Source organism: Terriglobia bacterium (assembly GCA_020072565.1).
Taxonomy (GTDB): domain Bacteria; phylum Acidobacteriota; class UBA6911; order UBA6911; family UBA6911; genus JAFNAG01.
The window spans coordinates 76721-99572 of the sequence record JAIQGI010000017.1 but is presented as its reverse complement, the minus strand read 5'-3'; the positions used below and the strand labels follow the sequence as shown (position 1 = coordinate 99572).

Annotated in this window: 17 protein-coding genes; 8 read left to right on the top strand and 9 right to left on the bottom strand. The window is 60.8% G+C overall.

Annotation, left to right across the window (positions count from 1 at the left end):
- Positions 1 to 241 precede the first annotated feature (241 nt).
- Positions 242 to 3436, top strand: a complete 3195-nt coding sequence (locus LAP85_12090; GenBank protein ID MBZ5497136.1) for a glycosyl hydrolase — start codon at positions 242 to 244, stop codon at positions 3434 to 3436.
- 55 nt (positions 3437 to 3491) lie between these two features.
- Positions 3492 to 4691 carry a RidA family protein gene (locus LAP85_12085; GenBank protein MBZ5497135.1) on the top strand — a complete coding sequence of 400 codons (1200 nt, stop codon included), beginning with the start codon at positions 3492 to 3494 and terminating at the stop codon, positions 4689 to 4691.
- Positions 4692 to 4782: 91 nt separating this feature from the next.
- Here LAP85_12085 and LAP85_12080 read toward each other — a convergent pair whose 3' ends face one another.
- The 7 genes from LAP85_12080 to LAP85_12050 form a co-directional block, all read right to left on the bottom strand.
- Complete coding sequence (locus tag LAP85_12080) at positions 4783 to 5940, bottom strand: ABC transporter permease (protein ID MBZ5497134.1); 1158 nt, start codon at positions 5938 to 5940, stop codon at positions 4783 to 4785.
- Positions 5941 to 5945: 5 nt separating this feature from the next.
- Entirely contained in the window at positions 5946 to 7079 is a 1134-nt protein-coding gene (locus tag LAP85_12075) for an ABC transporter permease (GenBank protein MBZ5497133.1), read from the bottom strand.
- Positions 7076 to 8020, bottom strand: coding sequence for an ABC transporter ATP-binding protein (locus LAP85_12070; protein ID MBZ5497132.1), 945 nt, complete (start codon positions 8018 to 8020; stop codon positions 7076 to 7078). Before LAP85_12070 ends, LAP85_12075 begins: the two co-directional genes overlap by 4 nt.
- A gap of 73 nt (positions 8021 to 8093) precedes the next feature.
- Positions 8094 to 9068, bottom strand: a complete 975-nt coding sequence (locus LAP85_12065) for an ABC transporter ATP-binding protein (GenBank protein ID MBZ5497131.1) — start codon at positions 9066 to 9068, stop codon at positions 8094 to 8096.
- Between the two features lie 42 nt (positions 9069 to 9110).
- On the bottom strand, positions 9111 to 10292 hold the full coding sequence (locus LAP85_12060; GenBank protein ID MBZ5497130.1) for an efflux RND transporter periplasmic adaptor subunit: 1182 nt from the start codon (positions 10290 to 10292) through the stop codon (positions 9111 to 9113).
- 107 nt (positions 10293 to 10399) lie between these two features.
- Positions 10400 to 11782, bottom strand: coding sequence for a TolC family protein (locus tag LAP85_12055; GenBank protein ID MBZ5497129.1), 1383 nt, complete (start codon positions 11780 to 11782; stop codon positions 10400 to 10402).
- 68 nt (positions 11783 to 11850) lie between these two features.
- Positions 11851 to 12546: a TetR family transcriptional regulator gene (locus tag LAP85_12050; protein ID MBZ5497128.1), complete on the bottom strand. Its 696-nt coding sequence runs from the start codon at positions 12544 to 12546 to the stop codon at positions 11851 to 11853.
- 178 nt (positions 12547 to 12724) lie between these two features.
- Between LAP85_12050 and LAP85_12045 the strand changes: the two genes are divergently transcribed.
- The 6 genes from LAP85_12045 (at position 12725) to LAP85_12020 (ending at position 19525) form a co-directional block, all read left to right on the top strand.
- Positions 12725 to 13822: a polysaccharide deacetylase family protein gene (locus LAP85_12045; protein MBZ5497127.1), complete on the top strand. Its 1098-nt coding sequence runs from the start codon at positions 12725 to 12727 to the stop codon at positions 13820 to 13822.
- Between the two features lie 123 nt (positions 13823 to 13945).
- Complete coding sequence (locus tag LAP85_12040; GenBank protein MBZ5497126.1) at positions 13946 to 15031, top strand: class I fructose-bisphosphate aldolase; 1086 nt, start codon at positions 13946 to 13948, stop codon at positions 15029 to 15031.
- A gap of 294 nt (positions 15032 to 15325) precedes the next feature.
- Positions 15326 to 15880 (top strand): hypothetical protein, encoded by a 555-nt coding sequence (locus LAP85_12035; protein MBZ5497125.1) that lies wholly within the window; start codon positions 15326 to 15328, stop codon positions 15878 to 15880.
- 65 nt (positions 15881 to 15945) lie between these two features.
- The gene (gene larA, locus LAP85_12030) at positions 15946 to 17217 is read left to right on the top strand and encodes a nickel-dependent lactate racemase (protein MBZ5497124.1); all 1272 of its coding nucleotides are present in this window, start codon (positions 15946 to 15948) and stop codon (positions 17215 to 17217) included.
- 5 nt (positions 17218 to 17222) lie between these two features.
- On the top strand, positions 17223 to 17966 hold the full coding sequence (locus tag LAP85_12025) for a glycosyltransferase family 2 protein (GenBank protein ID MBZ5497123.1): 744 nt from the start codon (positions 17223 to 17225) through the stop codon (positions 17964 to 17966).
- Positions 17967 to 18262: 296 nt separating this feature from the next.
- A complete protein-coding gene (locus tag LAP85_12020) occupies positions 18263 to 19525 on the top strand; it encodes a hypothetical protein (GenBank protein ID MBZ5497122.1) in 1263 nt (420 codons plus the stop codon).
- A gap of 349 nt (positions 19526 to 19874) precedes the next feature.
- Here LAP85_12020 and LAP85_12015 read toward each other — a convergent pair whose 3' ends face one another.
- A complete protein-coding gene (locus LAP85_12015; GenBank protein MBZ5497121.1) occupies positions 19875 to 21260 on the bottom strand; it encodes a sigma-54 dependent transcriptional regulator in 1386 nt (461 codons plus the stop codon).
- A gap of 5 nt (positions 21261 to 21265) precedes the next feature.
- Complete coding sequence (locus tag LAP85_12010) at positions 21266 to 22744, bottom strand: PAS domain S-box protein (protein MBZ5497120.1); 1479 nt, start codon at positions 22742 to 22744, stop codon at positions 21266 to 21268.
- Positions 22745 to 22852 lie beyond the last annotated feature (108 nt).

Sequence of the window (22852 nt, the reverse complement as noted above, 5' to 3'; positions counted from 1 at the left end):
ATACTGGAACCGCCGTCCAATCACGGTGCCGCCCCCTCCGGCGATCATTCGACCTGCTCCGAGAATACTAGTGAAATGCAAAAGATTAAGTAATACTCTCGGGCGGGAGAAACGGCCCCGTTTCATCTGTATGGGATATGCGATTCAGGCGCTGAACCACTTCAGAGGCTGAGGATCCGCCGGCCGGCTGAAGTCAAGCCACGGGAGTTGAACACCTGATCGCCCTAATGGAGACGCAACCATGCGAAGCTTAGCCTCCCTTTCCGCTGGAACTTTGTTACTTGTCGTTGCGATCGCCGACGCCGTCACAATCACAGGCACAACGCAGAACGCGGCTCAAGTCACCATCAGCTATGATCCGCAGTTTTTCACCGGCCTGAAATGGCGTAACATCGGGCCGAATCGAGGCGGCCGGTCGATCGGGGTTGCCGGCAGTCCGAGCCGCCCGCTCGAGTATTACTTCGGCGCGACGGGCGGCGGGTTGTGGAAGACCACGGACGGCGGAACCACATGGAAATCCGTCACGGATACCGTCCTCCGGACTTCGTCGGTCGGCGCCGTCGCCGTTTCGGAATCAAATCCCGACATCGTCTTCATCGGCACCGGTGAGACCGAACTCCGCGGCGACATCATCCAGGGCGACGGTCTCTACAAATCGGCTGATGCAGGCAAGACCTGGACGCCAAGCGGCTTGACGGATGCTCAGGCCATCGGACGGATTCGCATCCACCCGACCAACCCGGATGTCATTTTCGTCGCAGCGCTCGGCCACCCCTTCGGGCCGAATCCGGATCGCGGAGTCTTCCGCTCTCGAGACGGAGGCAAAACCTGGCAGAAGGTCCTGTACCGGAGCGACCATGCCGGCGCAGTCGATCTCTGCATCGATCCGAAGAATCCGCAGATGCTCTTTGCGGCCATCTGGGAGGTGTTTCGGACGCCTTACTCGCTTTCGAGCGGAGGGCCGGGGAGCGGACTGTTCAAGTCGACCGACGGCGGAGACAACTGGACCGAGATCACGCGCAACCCGGGATTGCCCAAGGGGATTATCGGCAAAATCGGCGTGTCGGTATCAGGCGCCGATTCAAACCGCGTGTGGGCGATCATCGAAGCCGAGGATGGAGGCATCTTCCGATCGGACGATGGCGGCATGACCTGGATGAAAGTAAACGACGAGCGCCGATTCCGCCAGCGCGCCTTTTATTACACCCGGATCTACACGGATGCGAAAAACCGCGATCGAGTCTACGTCCTGAACACCGGTTTCTATCGCTCCGACGACGGCGGCAAGACGTACAAGACGGTCCGCACGCCGCACGGTGACAATCACGATCTGTGGATCGCCCCCGATGATCCGGCGAGAATGATCAACGGGAACGACGGTGGCGCCAACGTGTCGACGAACGGCGGCGAGACGTGGACGGGCCAGCGCTATCCGACGGCGCAGCTCTACCACGTGGTCACCACCGCCCACATCCCGTACCATGTCTGCGGGGCTCAGCAGGACAACAGCACCGCATGCGTTCCGAGCAACGGCAATGGGGACGAGTTCTATCAGGTGGGTGGGGGGGAGAGCGGGTACATCGCGGCCGATCCGCGCAACCCGAACATTTTTTACGCCGGCAGTTACGGCGGCCTGCTGACGCGGTACGACCGGTCGACCGGCCAGATGCGTGAGATCAACGTGTGGCCCGAGAATCCGATGGGCCACTCGTCCAAGGACATCAAGGAGCGGTTCCAGTGGACGTTTCCGATTGTCTTCTCGCCCGCAGATCCGCGCGTGCTCTATGTCGGCTCGCAGCATCTCTGGCGCACGACGAACGAAGGCCAGAGCTGGGAGCGGATCAGCGGTGACCTGACGCGCGCCGATCCGAAAACCATGGGACCTTCGGGCGGGCCGATCACGCTCGATCAGACGGGGGTCGAGACCTATGCGACCATCTTCACAATTGCCCCATCGCCGAAAGACCCGAACACCATCTGGACCGGATCGGATGACGGCATCGTGTCGGTCACGCGGGATGGCGGAAAGAGCTGGCAACGAGTAACGCCGCCTGATTTGCCGGATCTCGCACGCATCAGCCTCATCGAAGCATCGCCGACCAAGCCGGGCACAGCGTATGCAGCCGCGAATCGGTACCAGCAGGACGACTGGGCCCCGTACTTTTATGGCACCGACGACTACGGCCGGACGTGGAGGAAAATCATCGACGGTATCGGGCCGCGCGATTTCGCGCGCGCGATCCGCGAAGACCCCAAACGGCCGGGCCTGCTCTTTGCGGGCACGGAACACGGCATTTACGCATCGTTCGATGACGGGCGGAGCTGGCAATCGCTGCGCCTGGACTTGCCCGTGACGTCCGTGCAGGACATCACCGTGAAAGACAACGACGTGATCATCGCGACGCATGGCCGCTCATTTTACGTCCTCGAAAACATCGGCGTACTGCGCCAGCTCACTCCCGGGTTCGCGGCGGCGAAACCTCCCGTGTACCTGTTCGCTCCTGCCGATGCCATGCGATCTGTAAGCCGAGGGATAGCGATCGACTACTACCTGGCGGAGCCGGCCGAAAAGGTCACCATCAGCATTCTCGACGGGCAGCGCAACCTGGTACGCAGCTTCATGGGGACCCCGGCCGAGGAAAAGCAGAAACCGGAGACTCCGGCAGGTGGCGAGGGAGAGGAATCGGGACGGGCCTCGTCGCCGCCACGAGTCGGCGACCAGGCCGGCATGAATCGCTTTGTATGGGACATGCGGTACCCGGACGCGACTGGATTTCCAAAAATCATTCTGTGGGCGGGGAACCTGCGCGGGCCGGTAGCGCCGCCTGGCAGATATCAGGTGGAGCTGACAATCACCGGCATGACGGTGACGCGGCCGATGCCAATCGGTGGCAATCCTGAGATCACGCGCTTGCCCAGCCAGACGCTGACGCATTCGTTCACAATCGTGAAAAACCCTTTGCTCACGACCGTAACGGATGCGGACCTGCAGGAGCAGTTCAAACTCGCCCTGCAGATTCGCGACCAACTCAGCCAGGCCAACAACACCGTTGTTCGCATCCGAAACCTGAAGGATCAGATCGGCGATCGCCTGGGAAAGCTGGACAAGAAAAAGGATGCGCAACTCGTCGCGAGCGGCGAAACGCTCGCACAAAAGCTGACCGGCATTGAGGGCGAAATCTACCAATACCGCAACCAGAGCAGCCAGGATCCCCTGAACTTTCCGATCAAGCTGAACAACAAGCTCGCGGCGCTCGAGGGTGTCGTCGAGAGTGCCGATGCGCGGCCGACCGCTCAGTCGTACGAGGTTTTCAAAGACTTGTCAGCCCGCCTTGATACCCAACTGGCGAAATTGGAGACAATATTGAAGGTGGACGTGCCGGCGTTCAACACCCTGGTTGCATCGGCAGGACTGGACCCGATCAAGACGCCGTAGCAACACAGTCAAAATTGCTGAGGAACCAGTCGTCATCGAACCGAGGAGGTGGATCATGCGCGTGCTGTTTTCCGTCCTTGCTTTCCTGTCTCTGCTGGCAAGCCCGTCTGCCATTCAATCAACCAGACAAATCGTCCGAGCCGGTGCCGATCTCAAGCTCCCCTTCAGCCCGGCAGTCAAGGCGGGGAAGTTCATCTATCTCTCCGGAGCCCTCGCGACCGACGAAACCGGCCGGTTTGCCAGCGGCGACATCCAAGCGCAGACCCGGCGCGTCCTGGACAATCTGGCGCGCGTCTTGAAAGCGGCCGGATCGAGGTTGGAAAATGCGGCGTCGGTGAATGTCTATCTTCGAAGCGCCGCCGATTTTCCGGCGATGAACGAAGTTTACAAAGGTTATTGGCCCAAAGATCCGCCTGCCCGGACCACGGTGATGGCCAATCTCGCCATGCCGGAAGCGCTGATTGAAATGTCGATGATCGCCGTTCCTGACGGGGCGGAACGGCAGGTGGTGCATCCGTCCGGATGGGTTAAATCTCCCAATCCGTACAGCTACGGCATCCGCTCGGGCGACACGATGTATCTGGCGGGGCTGCTGGCGCGCAGGGGCAAAGACAATGCCTTCGTCGCGGGCGACATCAAGATTCAGACCCAGACGGTGATGGACAACGCCGGAGAGATATTGAAAGCGGGCGGCATGACACTCGCCGATGTCGCCGGCACGCGTGTCTACATCACCGACACGGCGCTGTTCCAGGACATGAACGCGGCATACCGCACCTATTTCCCAAGGAACCCGCCCGCACGCGCGACCGTAAGGACCACCCTCATGAGCCCGGAGGCGATGGTGGAAATCAGTCTGGTGGCCGTCACAGGAGGCGTGCGTGACGCGCTCAACCCGCCGAATGCCGATGGCAGCCCGGCGCAGCCCAATCCCAACCTGAGTTCGGCGATCCGGATCGGGAATCGTCTTTTCCTTTCCGGTATGCTCGGAAACGACGCGAGCAACAAAGGGGACGCAGCGGGGCAGACACGTGCGACCCTGGCCCGAATTGCGCGCACGCTCAAGGCGGCCGGCTTTGACTGGCCGGACGTGGTGGACGCGACAGTCTACCTCACCGACATGAAGAACATGAACGCCATGAACGAGGCTTACCGTGAGGTTTTCAAGGCGGATCCGCCTGCCCGCGTGACTGCAGGAACGGGCCTGGTGAGTCCTGATGCCCTCGTCGAAATCATGGTCACCGCATCTAAATAAAGTCTCAAAACAGAGGATGCTGCGCACGCAGGGAAAACCAAGGTCAGATTGAGTTTCTCCACATCCTCTGCGTTGAGATTTTGGCGGCTCCCTAATCGAGGCGCTTGCGGAATCGCAGGGCGCTCAGTCCGAGGATCGCGACACCGAAGACGAAGAGCGCTGCGACCTGCGGCCAAAGGTACTGTATCCCGGTTCCCTTGAGAAAGAGGCCGCGCACGATCTCCATGAAGTAACGCAGCGGAATGAGATAGGTCAGGTACTGGACGGGGAGCGGCATATTGCGGATGGGAAAGGCGAAACCGCTCAGCAGCAGCGCCGGCATGAAAAAGAAAAACGACGACATCATGGCCTGCTGCTGGGTGCGCGAAATGGTCGAGATGAAAAGGCCTATGCCCAGGGTCGTCAGCAGGAAGAAAAGAGCGCTAACGAACAGCAGCACGGCGCTGCCGCGGAGCGGTATGCGGAAGATGAGCAGCGCCGCGGCCGTGATGGCCACAGCCTGGAGGATGCCGACGAAGGCGAACGGAAGAAGTTTGCCCAGCATGAGCTCGATCGGGCGGAGCGGGGTCACCATCAGCTGCTCCATTGTGCCGATCTCCTTCTCCCGCACGATGCTCATCGCGGTCAGCATGATCGTCACCAGGGCAATGATGTTGACGATGACTCCGGGAACGAAGTAATTCCTGCTCCTCAAGTCCGGATTGAACCACACCCGAGATTCCACGGCCAGCCCGCCGCCGGGGCCCGGGGCAGGGCCGCTTATGTTCTCGGTACGCGCCATCATGCGGGAACTTTGCCGCTCCTGAAATACGGCCGCGGCAAATCCTGCCACAGCCTGGGAAATGTAGTTCGAAATGATGCCGGCGGTATTGGAGTTCGTTCCGTCGACGAGGATCTGAACCTCGGCTGCATCGCCGCGATAAATGCTGCGTGTGAAGCCGGGGAGGACGCGCACCACGGCCTGGGTCCGCCCCCCATCAAGCACCCCGTCGATCTGATCGTCCCGGTCGAGCACTTCCTGCACCAGGAAGTACTTCGATCCCTGGAAGGCGGACAGCAGCGCGCGGCTCTCCGATGTTCGATCCGAGTCCATCCAGGCGATCCTGGTCAGCTGCACATCCATGTTGACCGCAAATCCAAAAATAATGAGCTGGATCAGGGGCGGTCCGAAGAGCAGCCCTCGGGTGCGCGGATCCCGCAACGTCTGGTAGAACTCTTTTCGGATGATCTCTTTGATTCGATCCCACATAGGTTTCAGGCGACTTTTTGCTTGAGCTTTCGGGTGGCGGCGAGGAAGACCGCCACGGCATACACGAGAAGCAGCACAGCTTCGCCCCAAAGGACGCGCGCTCCCACGCCGCGCAGGAAGATTCCCTTCAGGATCGTAACGAAGTATCTCGCCGGGAATATGTAGGTAACGGCCTGGATTGCCGCCGGCATATTCTCGATGGAGAAGATAAACCCCGAGAGCAGGAAGGCCGGCAGAAATGAAGTGAGCGCGCCCAGTTGGTAGGCCAGCAGCTGGGACCGAACCAGGGCCGAGATCAGGATCCCCCAGCAGAGTGCGCCGACGAGGAATATGCCGCTGGTACAGGCCAGGAACAGGACGCTGCCACGCAGGGGCACGCGGAAAATGCTGATCCCCACGACGAGCGCAACCAGCATGTCGATCACGCCGAGGGCGAAGAAAGCAGCCATTTTCCCAAGCACCAGCTCCGTGGCGCGTAAAGGAGTGGAAATGAGCTGCTCCATGGTGCCCATCTCCCACTCGCGCGCGATCGTCAGGGAGGTGAGCAACGCGGCGATGATCATGAGAATGACGGCAATCAACCCCGGGACAATGTAGTTTCTGGATTTCAGGTCGGGATTGTACCAGATGCGCAGGCGCGGCTGGATCGGTGAGGCCGTCGATCCTCCACCCCGGCGGTTCTGCGTGCTGGTGCGCAGTTCGAGATCATAGGTTTGAAGCAGCGCGCGGGCATAGCCGAGGCCGATCGATGCCGTGTTGGAATCGCTCCCGTCCAGCAGCAGCTGAACCCGGGCCTCGCCGCCGGACAGTAACTGGCGCGCATAGTCCCTGAAGATGACGACTCCCAGAAGGCATTCATTCCGGTCGATCGCAGCCTCGACGGTCCGGTAATCGTCGGCCCCGCCGAGGATCTGGAAATAGCGCGAACCCTGGAAGCGGGAAATCAGTTCTCGACTCTCGGGCGTCCGGTCCGCGTCATAGACGATCGTCGGGATGCGGTCGATATCCAGCGTGAGCGCATAGCCGAAGAGCAAGAGCATGAGCAGCGGCAGCGCCAGCGCCATGATCAGGCTTCTGGGATCACGCACGATGTGCAGGAATTCCTTGCGGGTCACGGCCCAGGTGCGGCGTAGTTTCATGATGCTTTCCGCTCCTCTGCTGCGATGGAGGCGACAAAGACGTCCTCCATCGATGGCGCAATGACCTCGAGGCCCCTGATGGCGATGCCTCTCGCAGCCAGCGCGTTCCGAATGCGCGGCGCGGCTTCCCCAGGATCCGCGACCGTCACGTGAAGCCCGCCGCCGAAGACCGCGACGTCCATGATCCCGGGTTCCTTTTCGAGCGCCCGCATGCTTTCCAGGGGATCGGATGACTCCAGGTTCATCAGACTCAGCGCGCGCAACCTTCCCTTCAACTCCTCAGGAGCGCCGAGTGCAATGATCTTGCCGCGGTCCATGAGCGCGAGACGGTGGCAATACTCCGCTTCGTCCATGTAGTGCGTGCTGACGAACACAGTGTGGCCGGCCTCGGAGAGCTGATAGATGAGAGCCCAGAACGTGCGGCGCGCGATGGGATCGACTCCGGAAGTCGGTTCATCCAGAAACAGGATCGGAGGACGGTGCAGGATGGCGCAACCGAGCGCCAGCCGCTGTTTCCATCCGCCTGCCAGCGTTCGCGTCAGGACGTCGTGGTGTTCTTCGAGCCCGGCCATGCGCAGCGCATGTTCTTTGCGCTCGCGCCGCAGGTCGCGCGGGACGCGGTAGATGCCGCTGAAGAAATCGATATTCTCGCCTACGGTCAGATCGTCATAGAGCGAAAACTTCTGGGACATATAGCCGATGTTTCTGCGCACCAGCTCCGGCACAGCGGCGACATCCAGGCCTCCGACCAGTGCGCGACCCCCGGAGGGTTTGAGCAGGCCGCACAGGATGCGGATGGTCGTCGATTTGCCCGCCCCGTTCGGGCCGAGGAAACCGAAGATTTCGCCGCGGCGCACCGAAAATGAGACGTGGTCTACCGCGCAAAAATCTCCGAAGCACTTGATCAGATCCCGCACTTCAACCGCCCAACCTTCCTGCATGCTCTTTCTCTTCTTTAGTCTTCTGTGGCCTCTGAAATCTCAGCGAACGCTGCGCTGAGATTTCTGCGCGCGGCTATGTCCCGCGCTGTGCTCCTCCGTTTCCGGGACTTGCGCGCCCCGCTTTGCGGATCAGCGCGATGAAAGCGTCCTCCAGGGAAGGAACGATCTTCCTGAGTTCGACCGGCTCGATGCCATGGGAAGCGACTTCCCGTTCCAGCCTGTCCGCCGAGGTCTGCCCAGGCGAGAGGAACAGGTGCAGCGCCGCGCCGAAGGGCTCAACGCTCACCACGCCGGGAAGGCGCTCGATTATTTCCCGCGTCCGGCGCGCATCGGGAGTCCGCACCTCGTAGCAAACCTCATCGAGATTACGCTTGAGCGCATCAGGCGCCTCACACCGGATGAGTTTTCCCTTGTGCATCAGGCCGATGCGGTTGCAGCGTTCCGCTTCGTCGAGATACGCTGTGGTGATCACGACGGTCAGGCCGTCCTTTACCAATTGATACAGGATGGCCCAGAAGTCGCGCCGCGAGACAGGATCGACGCCGTTGGTCGGCTCATCCAGAAAAAGGACCTGGGGACGGTGAAGCAGCGTGCACATCAGGCCCAGTTTCTGTTTCATGCCGCCGGAGAGATTTCCCGCCGGTCTTCCCCGGAAAGGGGCCATGCGTGTCATCTTGAGCAGTTGGGCGGTCAGCGCGCTGCGTTCGCTCGCGGAAATGCCGAACAGATCGGCGTAAAAGCCCATGTTTTCATCGACGGTCAAGTCGACATAGAGCCCGAAGCGCTGTGCCATGTAGCCGATGCGATCCTTGACCGACTCGAGTTCGCGCTGCACGTCGTGGCCCACGACTCGTGCCGTACCCTCGGTGGGATCGAGAAGCCCGCACAGGAGGCGCAAGGTTGTGGTCTTGCCCGCGCCGTCAGGGCCCACCAGGCCGAAGATCTCGCCGCGCTCGATCCTGATGGAGAGTCCGTCCACCGCCGTCAGCTCCCCGAAGCGCCGTGTCAAATTGGTGGTCTCCACTATTGCAGCTTCACTGGTAGCCACTTTGAGCCTCAGAGATGTGGAAGTCAGTCCCGACCTGAATTGCTAATCTCTCTCCGCCAGCAGGATCTCCGCTTCCGCGGGCATGTTGAGTTTCAGCTCGTGATCAGGATTCGCGACTTCGATCTTGATGCGGTAGACGAGCTTCACCCGCTCCTCGGGTGTCTGTATCTGTTTGGGCGTAAACTCGGCTTCCGAAGAGATGAATGCGATCCGGCCCCAGTAGGCCTTGCCTGGGAACGAGTCGGTGGTCACTTTGACCTTTGCCCCCAGCTTGACGCGGCCGAGATCCTGTTCGCCGATGTAGGCGCGGAGCCAGGGCCGATCCATCTCTCCGATGGTTACAAAGGTCGTGCCTGCAGCCAGAACCTCCCCTGTTTCCGCCGACTTCACCAGGACGACGCCGCTGACAGGAGCCGCCACTACGGCATCGGCGAGCTGAGCATCCACTACCGCGACCTGCGCGCGTGCCTGCTCCACCTGAAACAGCCGCGTCTGCAGCTCCTGCTCCAACCGCTTTACTTCCAGGCGGGAAGCTTCGGCAAGCTGCAGGCTGGCGCGTGCCTGCTCGACCTGAGTGTGCGCCGCCTCGACCTCTTCTTTGCGCGGCCCCTCGACCACCAGGGCCAGTCGTTCTTCCGCCTGCTTAAGGGCGGCGGCCGAGGTGTCGAGGCGCGACCGGTACTGATCGTATTGTGCGGTGGAGATGTCGTCATTCTTATAGAGGACCTGAGCCCGCTCCCAATCCTGGCGGGCTTGTTTGTATTGCGCCTGCGTCTCCTCTACCAGCGCCCGCGCCTGCTGGATCTCCTGTGTGCGGGATCCCGCCTGAAGGTCCCGGAGCCGCGCCTCAGCCTGGGCGAGTTGGGCCCGGCGCAGATCAGTCTCTGCCGCCAGAGTGGCTCTCTGACGCTCAATGCTTGTCTGCAGCTGCGGGATCAGAGATTCCGCGGCCGCCAGGGCTGCCTGATCCCGTTTCTTCTGGCTCTCCAACTGGGTGGTGTCGAGGCGTGCCAGGACCATCCCCTGGCGTACCGTGTCGCCCTCGTCGACCTCCACCTTGCTGAGCTTGCCGGAGATCTTGAAGGCCATGTCCACCTGTGTCAGCTCGACGTTGCCGTAGAGCAAAAGACTCCCGGGAGCGCTGCGCTGCCACCAGGTGCAGGCGGGGACGACAGCGGCGACGAGGAGTGCCGTGGAAAGAATTCCTGTGCGCGTCCAGTTCATATTCGTCGGTCTCCTGATATTTCCCCCTGATCTCGGACCGGTGCCCGCCCGGAGCAGGCGGGCTCAAGCCCGTCCACGCTAAATCGGGGATTGAGGCAATGAGTCCCTCATTGGATTACCTGCCGGATGGTGCCCATGGCGGCCGCCAGATTGATGCGGGCAATGTTGTAGCCGAACAGCGCCGAGATCCTGTTTTCACGCGCGCGCTCCAGACGGGTCTGCGCATCGGTAACCTCGATGCCGGGGCTGGCACCGGCGCGATACCGTCTCTCCGCCTGGGCGACTTCATTTTCTGCCAGTGCCAGTCCCTCTTCCGCAACTTTGAGCTGTTCTGCAGAGGATTCCAGACTGTCGAGCGCGAGACGGACTTCGAGCTCGATCTGCGCGCGCAGATCCTGGCTTTGGATGAGCTCCTGGCGGTACTGGGAGGAGCTCTGGGCCCGTCGGGCGTCGACACGGCCCCCGTCGAAAACCGGCACCTGGACCGAGAATCCGTACGTGCGTGTGGGAATGGCGTTATGGATGCTGGATCCAATCGAGCCATAGTCGGCGAACAGGCTCACGGAGGGCAGGCGATCGACCCGGGCTGCACTCTGCAGCAGCCGCGCGGTCTCCAGCTTTCTCTGCTCCGCTTGCCAATCGGCCCGTGATTCGAGCGCTACGTGCACCGCCTGCGGTACCGTGAGAGGCTGTTGCGGGATGAAAGCGAGCGTATCGGTCAATTCGAGCTGGACGTCCAGGTGGAGGTTCAGCGCACGAAGCAGCTGCAGGTGCGAAGCGGCCAGTTCGTTCTTAGCCGCCAGCAGGCGTTGTTTTATGTCGGCCAGCCGCACCCCGGCCCGCGTGATCTCGATCCCCGTACCTGTGCCGGCCGCCTTCTGGTCGTTGGCGAGCTTGAGCACGGCCTCGCCCAGGGTGACGTCGGCCTGCGTCGCTTCCAGCACAGCCCGGGCGCGCAGGGCCGCCAGATAGGCGCGCGCGACCCGCGCGCGCACGTCGTCGTGGGCGCTGTCCGTTTCGGCCTCTGCCTGGCGGACCCCGGACTTTGACGCCTGATAGCGCCGTATCAAACCCAGGTTCAGGACCGACAGGGTGGCGGTGGCTCGGGCATCGAAGACGCCAAACGGCCCGACCAATGTCGGAAAGGCGAATCCCGGGATGGGGAGGTTGAATCGGATACCCAACGCCTCCAGATTGCGGGTCAGGCTCTGTTGCCCGACCGCAGCCGACAGGTTGGGCAGCAGCGCCGCCCTCGATTCATTGGCGTGTGCGCGCGCCTGGCTGAACAGCTCTTCCGCAAGTTGGACGCGCGCGTTCCCCTCGGGTGCCAGGGCGATGGCAACCGCATCCCGGAGCGCCAGCCGCATGACGGACGCACTTGCATCCGCCTGCAACGCCGCGCGGGGGGCGGCTGTGGTGTTCTGCGCGCGTGCCCCGGCGGGCAGGAGCAGCAGGGCCAGAAACAAGTACCAAACAGTTCGATCGGGCATAGTCGGCACCGTCAGTCAAAGGCGTAAAAAGGGGGACATGCTGTTTCCCCCAGCGTGAAATCCGGCTGTCATTGGGCCGCCTGAGGCGGGGGAATGCGGCACGTCCCCTTTTTCAGGCGCATCCCCTTTGTTCTCCCCTTCCCGTGCCTCTCGGGCGGAACGCCCAGGCCCGCGCCGGTGAAACGGACCAGTCTTCTCTCTGCATCCTCCATGTCGGAGGGATCGCAGATTCCCCCCGAAAGAAACTTCAGGAGCGAGCCGGCCGCGAGCGTATGCGCCATCGCTCCGATCGTGAAGAACAAACGCCAGAAGAGGTCTTCCGCATCCAGTTCCGGAAGCGTGCGCCGAAAAGCACGGGTGAATCGCTGCACCACTGGGCGGAGCTCCGCGGTGAAGATCCGCTGGATGTCGAGCGCGGGTTCGGAGTACATCCTGCCCAGAAGCTGCATGAACATTTTCCCGTCCCGATCCGGCCGCAGCATCGGGTCCAGGAAAGCTCGCAGCAGCTTCTCGAGCGGCACGGGTTGGCCCGAGGCCTCGGCCTCGCAGGCATCCAGCGCGGCTAGACGCTTCCGGTTAAGCGGCTCCAGCCGGCGCGCAAAAACGGAGTGGATCAGGGCTTCCTTGGAGCGAAAATGATAATTGACGGCCCCGAGGTTGACACCCGCCGCAGCGGTAATGCCCCGCAGCGAAGTGGCCGCAAAGCCCCGCTCCGACAGGAGGCGCTCGGCCGCATCGAGAATGCGTGTCTTGGTATCAATCATACAAACGTATGATTAATACAAACGAATGATATGTCAACAGATTTTTTGAGTCTGGGTCATCCGTCGCCGGCCGGCCACCCGGACTCAAAGACACTGAGCTGCCAAGAGCCACCGGCGCTAATCGATGGCTTGCAGGCAGAGAGTGCGATATGTTTAGCTGGAGATTTCAGGAGCGGAGATGTTCAATCGATATCGCCCGATGATGTTGCTTTGCTGTGCCGCTTTGCTTTGCGGCCATTCGAATTCCCAGGATCCTGCCAAACGCGCGGCTTCTCCCGATCTGCAGGCGGTCGGGCCCAACGAGTTGGGGAAGATCATGATCCTGGAGTATCACCTGATTCAGCCCGAGGAGACGCGCTGGGGACGGTCGATCTCCAACTTCAAACAGGATCTGGAACGGCTTTACGAGTCCGGGTATCGCCCGATCGGGATGGCGGAGTATATCGATGGTAAGATCGCCACTGCACGGGGAAGGAGGCCCGTCATCCTGACTTTCGATGACTCGTCGGAGGGGCAGTTCCGCTACCTGATCAGGAACGGCAAGCCTGAGATTGACCCGGACTGTGCGGTCGGAATGCTGATGGACTTCCGCAAGCTGCATCCCGACTTTGCCCTGAAGGCGATCTTCTTTGTCCTGCCGGGTGCGCAGGAGCCGCACAAGCTCTTTGGCCAGCCCGAATTTGAAGCCCAGAAACTCAGGGAGCTGGCGGCGCTGGGATTCGAGATCGGCAACCACACTCTCTGGCACGCCGACCTTGCCAAATACGATGCCACGGTAGTTCAGGAGCAGATCGCCCGTGCCGCGCAAGCCATTCAAAAGATGGTGCCCGGCTACAACATGCGCGCGCTGGCCCTCCCTCTCGGTAACTATCCCAGGGATCCCAATCTGGCGATCGCGGGCTCCTACCGGGGCACCTCCTACCGCCTCGACGCGGTACTTCTGGTCTCGGGCGGTCCGGCGCCTTCTCCATTCAGTGTCAAGCGCGATCTCACCCGCCTGCCCCGCATCCAGGTCACGGGCACAGAGCTTCAACGTTGGATCGCCTATTTCCAGAAACACCCGACGGAAGGGTTCACAAGCGACGGTGAGGCGGATGCGGTCACATTCCCCCGGGAACTGAGGCCTGAATTCAATTCAACGAAATTCAATCACCTGCGCGTCATCGCCGATCGCCCTGAGAGTCATCCCGCAAAAACGATGCGGAGATTTCCTTCGAGTCGAGCGGGTCAGGGAGGAAAACGAGTTATAATCCGTTCCGAAATAGTGCTACGGTAACTCAGATATTACTGAGTACTGAGTGCTCGGCACCGGCAGATATCCAGCGTGCGGGTTCAGGCGCTCCTCACTTGGTACTCGGTACTCGGCATTCAGTACTCAGTACTGATTTGAGGAGGGACTATGCGGGCAAGTGAAGGTGCGTCAATTTCCAAAATCGAAGAGTTGCTCGGTGACAAGGCTCGTTATTACCTGGATCACAAATGCAGGACCGTACCGAAGGAGCAGCTGCATCTCCCCGGGCCGGATTTCATCGACCGCATCTGGCTCTGCAGCGACCGGCCTGCCCCCGTGCTGCGCAGTCTGCAGACAATGCTGGACCATGGCAGGCTTCGGGATACGGGATATCTCTCCATTCTGCCTGTGGATCAAGGCATTGAGCATTCCGGAGGCGCGTCGTTTGCTCCCAATCCGATCTACTTTGACGGTGAGAACATCGTGAAGCTGGCGATCGAAGGGGGGTGCAATGCCGTGGCCTCCACGCTGGGAGTACTCGGATCGATATGCCGCAAGTACGCGCACAAGATTCCCTTCATCGTCAAGATCAACCACAACGAGTTCCTCTCATATCCAAATTCCTACGACCAGATCATGTTCGCGAGTGTGCGGCAGGCCTTCGGGATGGGCGCCGTCGCGGTGGGCGCCACCATTTATTTCGGCTCCGCGGAGTCGAAGCGCCAGATTCAGGAAGTAAGCCAGGCGTTCCATGAGGCGCACCAGTTGGGCATGGCGACCGTCCTTTGGTGCTACATGCGCAACCCGGCGTTCGACAAAAAGAAGGAAGGCGGCCCGGACTACCATGTGGCGGCGGACCTGACGGGCCAGGCCAACCACCTCGGTGTCACCATCGAAGCGGACATCATCAAGCAGAAATCGCCGGAGAACAACGGCGGCTTTGAAGCCCTGAAGTTCGGCAAGACGAGCAAAAAGGTCTACACGGAGCTGGCCACGGATCACCCGATCGACATGACACGTTACCAGGTGATCAATTGCTACATGGGCCGGGCAGGACTGATCAATTCCGGCGGCGCCAGCTCGGGTGCCAGCGACCTTGCCGAGGCGGTCACGACCGCAGTTACCAACAAGCGCGCGGGCGGCATGGGCTTGATTTCCGGTCGGAAGGCCTTCCAGCGTCCCATGAAAGACGGCGTTGCGATTCTGAACGCCATCCAGGACGTGTATCTCTGCAAAGAAATAACCCTCGCTTAGTGCGTGCTGAACCCACGGCCACTGGCCGTGCGACGCTGGCAGGCTCAGCAGTTCCGGCGAGCCGTGGGTTACTGCTGGCCCCGCAGGGGCGGCTGCAGTTTACAGCCCAGGCCGCAAGGCCTGGGATTGGACCAGAGTCCAAAGGATGAGCCCTGACAGGGCGACATAGAATAAGCGGGTGAGCTGCATCGCCCCTACAGGGCTGCATCGCCCCTACAGGGCTCCTTTTTGCGATCGCCTGGACCCAGGGCTTGCGCCCTGGGCTGTTGGCTGCGGTCGCCTCTGCGAGGCTGGGTGAAGATGCTGCGGTCGCCTCTGCGGGGCTGGGTGAAGGTGCTGGGGTCGCCTCTGCGAGGCTGGGTGAAGATGCTGGGGTCGCCTCTGCGGGGCTGGGTGAAGATGCTGCGGTCGCCTCTGCGAGGCTGGGTGAAGATGCTGGGGTCGCCTCTGCGAGGCTCGGTGAAGGTGCTGGGGTCGCCTCTGCGGGGCTGGGTGAAGATGCTGGGGTCGCGTCTGCGAGGCTGGGTGAAGATGCTGCGGTCGCCTCTGCGGGGCTGGGTGAAGATGCTGGGGTCGCCTCTGCGAGGCTGGGTGAAGATGCTGGGGTCGCCTCTGCGAGGCTGGGTGAAGATGCTGCGGTCGCCTCTGCGGGGCTGGGTGAAGGTACGTGCAACTGGTGAGAAGACGATTGGCTGGGGATGCGATGAATTACAATCTGAACGTCCCCAACGGGGCCTTCTGATATGTGGCCCGCCCCGCTTTGCGGGGCAAGCCAAAGCTACGGCTTCCAGGCGTGGTCGCTTTCTTGGTGATGAGTCGCGAATGATGAGGGGTGAGGACACCGCGTAGTTGCCGTTGAGGCCCTCATCGCTGGTCACTCGTCACTCCTGACTCACCACTTTTTTGAGTGTGACATGACAGTGAAACTCCAATATGGTGCGGGCTGGATCGAGGTGGACGTCCCCGCGGGGGACGTCACGGTGCTGGAACCGAAGTTTGTGGAAGGGCTGCAGGACGAGGAGCAGGGCTTCATCGCCGCAGTCCGCGATCCGATTGAGTCGCGCCCGATGCGGGATCTGGTCAGCCCGGCAGAGCGGTTGGCGCTGGTCATCCCCGACATCACGCGGCCGCTCGCGACCGACCGGTTGCTGCGCTGGACTCTCAAGGAATTGTCCCACATCCCCGACCGGAGAATTACCATCATCAACGGCACCGGGTCTCATCGCGCCAACACGAACGCGGAGCTCGCCTCCATGGTCGGTAACGGCCTCCTGGCAAGGGTCCGCGTCGTCAACCACACGGCGCACGATCCGGCAACGGTGGTGCCGGCCGGAAAGACGCCCGACGGGCGCACCGTCCTGTTGAACCGGGAGTATGTGGAGGCCGACCGCCGGATCGTGCTGGGATTCATCGAGCCTCATTTCATGGCCGGGTTTTCCGGCGGTTACAAGGGGATCTTTCCGGCGCTGGCCGACATCGACTCCATCATGCACTATCACCGGGCTTCCGTGATCGGCGACCCGTGCAGCACCTGGGGGCAGCTCGAGGGGAACCCTACCCAGGAGCAGGTCAGGGCCAACGGCTCGCTTCTGCCGGTGGATTTTTGCATCAATGTGACTCAAAACCGCAATCGCTGCATCACGGGCTTTTTCTGCGGTGCCGTGCCGGCCGCGCATCGCCGCGGGTGCGAATTTGCCAGGGCGACCGCCATGGTGGCGTGCGAGCGATCTTACCCCATCGTGGTGACCAGCAACAGCGGCTACCCGCTGGATCAGAATCTCTATCAATCGGTGAAAGGGATGTCGGCGGCGGCACAGATTGTGAGCCAGGGCGGCCTCATTCTGACGGCAGCCGAATGCCGGGATGGGTTTCCCGCGCACGGCAATTTTCGCAAGCTGATGTGCGAACACGATTCGCCGGCCGCGATTTTGCGCACGATTCTGGCGCCGGGTTTCTCGCTTTATGATCAGTGGGAAGCCCAGATGCTGGCGCAGATCCTCATGAGAGCCCGTGTCGGTCTCTACAGCACTATTGCGCCGGACGACGTGCAGCGCGCCCACCTGGAGCCGGTAGCGGATATCGAGGCGTACCTGCAGGCGGAGCAGCGGCGCATCGGCACAGGCGCGCCGGTGGCCGTGATTCCCGAGGGACCCATGACCATTCCGTACCTGGAGTCCCGGGATTGATCTCCATGCCAGAGAGCTTCCGCCTTTCGGTGATCATTCCAGCCTACAACGAAGAGTTGCGGCTACCCGGGACGCTGCGTGACGTGGGCGCTTTCCTCGCCGCGCAGCCCTATGAGTCGGAAGTCATCGTGGTCGATGACGGCTCGACGGACGGGACCGCACAATCGGCGTGCGCATGCACTGCCGTGAAGGCGCTGCGCCTGATCCGGCACCCCGATGGCGCCAATCACGGCAAAGGCGCGGCCGTGCGGCGCGGCATGCTGGAAGCCCGCGGGAAATTCCGCATTTTCATGGATGCAGATAACTCCACGACTATCGACCAGATAGCCGGCCTCTGGCCCTGGTTCGATCAGGGGTACGATCTGGTCATCGGTTCGCGCAAGAAACGGGGCGCCCGCGTCGAAGTGCATCAGGCCCGGTATAAAGAACTCGCCGGCCGTTTGGGCAACCTGGTCATTCGCCTGCTCGTGGCTCCCGGGATCGAGGACACGCAGGCGGGATTCAAGATGTTCACGCGCCGCTCCGCCGAAGCGGTCTTCTCCCGACAGACCATCGACCGTTGGGGGTATGATTTCGAACTCCTCGCGATTGCGCGGCAGCTCGGCTACCGGACACGCGAGGTCCCGATCGTGTGGGTCAACGCACCGGGAAGCAAAGTACGCTTGGGTTCCTACCTTGAAGTGCTGAGCGAAGTCTGGCATGTCCGGCGCAACGTTAAATCGGGCGTATATCTGCGATCCGCAAAATAAAATCGTATCAGAAATTGTCACAAATCCCGCCGCGCTGCTGACCGTCCCATCCTCGCCGTTCAGGAAGGAATATCAACTCCTCCTTAATGATGCGGTTATATTAGAGATCTTTATTAAAAGTAGAAACAAATGGTGGAACCAATTCGTAAAAGCGAAGTACAAGCAGTCTGGGGTTGAGTCCTGCCACCGGGCAGCCTGCGATGCAAATCGTATACTGACCTCCCAATGCGGGAGTGAATGTTGACCATGCCGTCTAGGGGAGTTACTGTAGGGTGTTGTCTAATTGAAGGTGTTTCATGTCCTTATCCGTGACGGAAAACGCCGCCATTCTTCCGATGAACGGCAAGCGTCTCAATCCGGCTGAGCTTAAGATCGATCTGCTCTGTCGTGGCGTCCACATTGACGCGACTTGCCGCATAGTTGAGGAAGGACGGCCGGTCTGCAGCCGGCCCGCAGATCTTGCGAGCGGGGTGGAACTGATTCTTCCCGGAGAAATGAGGGAGTTGTGGGTCAACGCTCCCATAAATGAGAAGTTTGTTAAGGAAAGCCCCTATCGTCTTCTGCGTGCAAGCGACGGTTATCACCTGCGTGATGAGAGGCACGATCTGACTTACAGCGTTAAACTCGCTCCCAAGCCTGATTGGTACGACCTCCGCACCACGCGCGGCATTCCCATGGCGCAAGTCGGGATGTTGCAGGGCACTTTTTTGTTGATCGACCTTGGGGAATCATGCCGCTTCTGGGACCGGGGGAAAGCGCTCAACTGCAGGTTCTGTCGCATAGCGGAGCAGGATTCTGGGGGTATCGAAGACAAGACGGTTGAGGACGTCGTCGAAACTGCCGCCATGGCGCACCAGAGGTCCGGCATCACCTTTGCACTTCTGCGCGGGGGATACCAGGGCGCCGGCGGTCTGGCCAGGATCTTTCCCTACTTGAAGGCTCTGAAACAGGAAGCTGGAATCCTGGTAGTGGTGCAGTTTCCCCCCGAAGCGGACCTGAGGCTCTACGATCAGGCCCGGTCCCTCGGTGTCGATCACTTCAGCTTTTGCATGGAGTTTTTTAACAAGGACTACCTCGAGCGCCTGGCACCCGGCAAATCCGCGGCGCTTGGCCGCGAGCACTTCCTTCAGGCGATCGAATACAGCGTGCGCATTATGGGGAAGGGAAGAGTGTCGGGGGAAATCATCGCCGGCATTGAGCCTATCGAGGATACTCTGCGTGCCATCGACTATCTGACGGGCGTGGGCGCTCTGCCCCTGGTTTCCATTTTCAGGCCTCTGCAGGGAACTGAGATGGAAAGTGAGGCGCCACCCAATCCAGCAGAAATGATCGGTGTTTTCCGCCATGTTTACGAAGCCTGTCGCTCAACCAACCTGCCGATCGGCCTGGCTCCCAACGTCAATCTCAGTGTTCTGCCTCATCCCGAGGATACGCTCTACCTCGCATCCGATTCGCTCGATGGCAGGGCCTACCAGCGCTGGATTTTCACGATGAAACAGGTGATGCGCCCCTACTTCCTGCGCCGCATGAGGAAGCACGCCCCGCCGCTGCAAAAGTAGCACCACGAACTTCACCAGAACTCCTCGACCGCAGAAATGAAGTCGCCATAGATGTACGCGCGTTCCTTCAAAACGACGGGAGTCTCCCATCTCTCTCTGCGCTCTCGGCAGTCTCTGTTCCGAAAATAGACAAATCGGAATCGGTATCGTAACCGCTGTCGCCATCGCAACTCTTAGCTGGCAAAAGCCGATAGCGACCGCGATAGCGATTGCGATCCCGACGTTCACCAACCGGACAACATGAGCTTTTCATGCGTCATAGGATGCGCCCCGGCGCCTGAGAGACTGTGTTGTGATTTTTTTCGGGCTCGGCTATGTCAAGCCGTGTCTTTTGCGGCTCTGCCGCGATCTATTCGAGGCGGTACTTCTTGACCTTGTAGCGCAGGGTGTCGCGGGTGATGCGCAGCAGCTTTGCCGCCGTCGTCTTGTTGCCGCGAGACTGCTCCAGGGCCTGCCGTATCAACTCTCGTTCCACATCATACAGCGAGGTTCCCCCGGGGGGCAGGCGGATGCTTCCGTCCTCCGATCCCTCGCTCATGGGCACGGGGAGGATGCCGCCTTCGGAGATGCGGATGGGGAGATATTTGGCCGCTACGCGGTTGCCCTCGGCCAGAATCATCACCCTCTCGATGGCGTTGCGGAGTTCCCGGACATTTCCCGGCCAGTCGTAATTCATCAGCAGATCCTCGGCCTCTTTCGTGAGGCCCTGGATGTTTTTGTGGAATTTCTGGTTGTATTCGCGGATGAAGTGGTCCAGAAGGGGCGGGATGTCCTCTTTGTGAACTCTCAGCGGCAGCAGGGTAACGGGGATGATCGCCAGGCGGAAGTAAAGGTCCTGGCGGAACCGGGAATTGCGCACGCCTTCCTCCAGGTTCCGGTTTGAAGCGACGACCACCCGGACATCGACGGTGATGTTCTTTACTCCTCCAACCCTTCGGAATGACTGGCCTTCCAGAACGCGCAGCAGTTTGGCCTGCATGCCAAGGGTCATTTCACTGATTTCGTCCAGGAAGAGGGAGCCGCCGTCGGCCATCTCAAACATGCCCCTCTTCTGTGTGCGGGCGTCGGTAAAGGCTCCCTTCTCATGGCCGAACAGCTCGGACTCCATCAGGTTCTCGGGAATGGCAGCGCAATTGATGGCGTAGAACGGTCGGTCCCGGCGCGCGGATTCATAATGGATGGCGTGGGCCACGAGGTCCTTGCCTGTGCCGCTCTCCCCCTGGATGAGGATCGTGGAGGCTTCGCTGGCGGCGAGCTTCTTGATCAGTTCCACAACTTCCCGCATGTGAGGGGACGCGCCGATGATGTGCTCTACACTGAACTCGCTGCGCTGAATTTCATGGGTGTGCGCGACCTCGGTGCGCAGCCGGCGCGTCTCGAACGCGTTGCGGAGCGAGTTCTCGAGTTTCTCGAAGTTGATGGGTTTTTCGATAAAGTCGTAGGCGCCGAGCTTGAGGCTGCGAACGGCATCGTCGACCACGCCGAATGCAGTGATCAGGATGACCGGGACCTGGACATTGCGTTTCCTCAGCTCCGAAAGGACTTCGATGCCGGTCATATCCGGAAGCTTCACGTCGAGCGTGATCAGGTCCGGGTTGTCCAGTTGCACGCGCCCGAGCGCTGTGGCGCCGTCCTCGGCCAGGCTTACATGATAGCCCCACTGTTCCAGCTTCTGCTGGAGCGACCAGCGTACCAGGCGCTCATCATCAACGACAAGAATGGTTTCCTTGGGCATATTTGCTAGAGGTGAGAAACCAGAGGCAGCGTCACCACGAATCTCGCTCCGCGCCCTGCTTCACTATGTACCTCGATGGAACCACCATGATATTGCACGTTTTTCATGCAGGTTGCCAGCCCCAATCCGGTCCCGTCGGTTCGAGTCGTGAAAAAGGGCTGGAACAACTTCTTGCGCACCTCTTCCGAAATTCCCGACCCGTGGTCTTCAACCTCGAAGCACACCACCCCCTCGACTGGATCGTGCGAGAGCCTGACATCGATGGGCCCTCCACCAGGCATCGCTTTCTGCGCGTTCAGCAACAGGTTCAGCAACACCTGTTCGAGCTGGGTCTCGTCGCCGGTGAACCCGGGAATGCGGGTCAGCTTGTGCAGCCGAATGAAGAGCGCGTCGTTTTTGGAGGATTTCTCAACCATCGCCACGATGCGCTGCGCCATTTCGGCGAGATCAATGTCGGAGTGCGCCGGGGGTTTCGGCTTGGCATAGTTCAACAGATCGCGCACGATCTTGTCGATGCGATTAACCTCATGCAGCACGTCGCCGAGAATTTCCCGGTGAACGTCGCTTGTCGGGATTGATTCCCGGATGACCTCTATGGCTCCCTTGATCCCTGCGAGGGGATTCTTGATCTCATGAGCGAGCCCGGCGGACAGCTCGCCGAGCGTCGCCAGGTGTTCGGCATCAGCGAGCTGGCGCTCCATGTTACGGTCCGTGGTGACATCCTTGAGCACGGAAGAGCTGCCCACAATGTTCCCAATTTCATCACGGATTGCGGTGCGCGTGAAGATTACCTGGATGCGCCGTCCGTCTTTGGTGATGCGCTCTGTCTGATGATTGCGGACCACGCCCAGCGCCCGGAACTTTTCCCTGAGGTGATCCAATTCCCGCGCTTCGCGCAGGTCGGGAGGAACGATGATGCTCACGGATCTGCCCACCATCTCGGCGGCGCTGTAACCGAAGATCGCCTCCGCACCCCGGTTCCAGGAAGTGATGTTGTCTTCCGGGTCCATCGTCATAATGGCATCCGCCGAGTCCTGGAGGATGTTGGCCATGAAACGGTTCTTGGTGGTGAGCTCGTCCTCGAGCCGCCGGAGTTCACTCAGGTTGTGGGCCACGCCCAGTGTGCCGACGATCTCGCCGGCGTGGTTTGTGATGGCGGAGGCCGACAGCACGATCGGAATTCTGCGCCCCGCCGACGACAGCAGGCTGGTCAGGTAGCCGCGGAAGCGTCCTTCCTTCCTGAGCCGCTGCATTACGCGGCGTGCCTCCGCAATTCCGTCCGCGTAAATTGAGCTGACGTGCCGGCCGACCGCTTCGCCCGGAAGCAGGCCCAGCAAATCGCTCGCTGCCGCACTGCATGACATAACCTGCCCTTTCGGGTCCGTGGTGAAAATGGCGTCAAGGGAAGCCTGTTCGAGTTCGCATTCCCTCCCGCTGATCGACCACAGACACCACCCGGGCTTGCCAGCAGCAACCTTTTTCATGGATTTAGCTTCGATCCTTTCACTCCCAGACAGTGGGCCTATGGAAAATGGGTGAAATCCCATTTTAGATGGGTTTTGTCACCCATGGAAGTGATGAAATATTCAATA

Excerpts from the sequence above, each read along its gene's own strand:
- LAP85_12090 (MBZ5497136.1), top strand. The coding sequence starts at position 242 with ATGCGAAGCTTAGCCTCCCTTTCCGCTGGAACTTTGTTACTTGTCGTT.
- LAP85_12085 (MBZ5497135.1), top strand. The coding sequence starts at position 3,492 with ATGCGCGTGCTGTTTTCCGTCCTTGCTTTCCTGTCTCTGCTGGCAAGC.
- LAP85_12080 (MBZ5497134.1), bottom strand. The coding sequence starts at position 5,940 with ATGTGGGATCGAATCAAAGAGATCATCCGAAAAGAGTTCTACCAGACG.
- LAP85_12075 (MBZ5497133.1), bottom strand. The coding sequence starts at position 7,079 with ATGAAACTACGCCGCACCTGGGCCGTGACCCGCAAGGAATTCCTGCAC.
- LAP85_12070 (MBZ5497132.1), bottom strand. The coding sequence starts at position 8,020 with ATGCAGGAAGGTTGGGCGGTTGAAGTGCGGGATCTGATCAAGTGCTTC.
- LAP85_12060 (MBZ5497130.1), bottom strand. The coding sequence starts at position 10,292 with ATGAACTGGACGCGCACAGGAATTCTTTCCACGGCACTCCTCGTCGCC.
- LAP85_12055 (MBZ5497129.1), bottom strand. The coding sequence starts at position 11,782 with ATGCCCGATCGAACTGTTTGGTACTTGTTTCTGGCCCTGCTGCTCCTG.
- LAP85_12050 (MBZ5497128.1), bottom strand. The coding sequence starts at position 12,546 with ATGATTGATACCAAGACACGCATTCTCGATGCGGCCGAGCGCCTCCTG.
- LAP85_12045 (MBZ5497127.1), top strand. The coding sequence starts at position 12,725 with ATGTTCAATCGATATCGCCCGATGATGTTGCTTTGCTGTGCCGCTTTG.
- LAP85_12040 (MBZ5497126.1), top strand. The coding sequence starts at position 13,946 with ATGCGGGCAAGTGAAGGTGCGTCAATTTCCAAAATCGAAGAGTTGCTC.
- larA (MBZ5497124.1), top strand. The coding sequence starts at position 15,946 with ATGACAGTGAAACTCCAATATGGTGCGGGCTGGATCGAGGTGGACGTC.
- LAP85_12025 (MBZ5497123.1), top strand. The coding sequence starts at position 17,223 with ATGCCAGAGAGCTTCCGCCTTTCGGTGATCATTCCAGCCTACAACGAA.
- LAP85_12020 (MBZ5497122.1), top strand. The coding sequence starts at position 18,263 with ATGTCCTTATCCGTGACGGAAAACGCCGCCATTCTTCCGATGAACGGC.
- LAP85_12015 (MBZ5497121.1), bottom strand. The coding sequence starts at position 21,260 with ATGCCCAAGGAAACCATTCTTGTCGTTGATGATGAGCGCCTGGTACGC.
- LAP85_12010 (MBZ5497120.1), bottom strand. The coding sequence starts at position 22,744 with ATGAAAAAGGTTGCTGCTGGCAAGCCCGGGTGGTGTCTGTGGTCGATC.